At 59.7% G+C, this 253-nt stretch carries 1 protein-coding gene; it reads left to right on the top strand.

Going from position 1 to position 253, the window contains the following annotated elements; genetic code table 11:
• Window positions 1-253: ATP-dependent Clp protease proteolytic subunit (locus tag RTW80_RS30045; protein ID WP_312721825.1), on the top strand; the 253-nt coding region annotated here is incomplete at both ends.

Genomic DNA, 253 nt, shown 5'->3' on the forward strand with positions numbered 1-253 from the left:
GGATCACCATCTTCCTGGCGGCGAAAAAAGAGCACCGCTACGCTCTGCCGAATACCCGCTTTATGATCCACCAGCCGCTGGGCGGCGTGCGCGGTCAGGCAACGGATATCGAAATCGAAGCGCGCGAGATCATCCGCATGCTGGAGCGCGTGAACAAGCTGATTGCTGACGCCACCGGCCAGCCGCTGGAGAAAGTGAAGAAAGATACCGACCGTAACTTCTGGATGTCACCGGCGGAAGCGCTGGACTACGG

Origin of the sequence: Escherichia sp. AM3 (genome assembly GCF_032029835.1) — a bacterium.
Taxonomy (GTDB): Bacteria; Pseudomonadota; Gammaproteobacteria; order Enterobacterales; family Enterobacteriaceae; genus Escherichia; species Escherichia coli.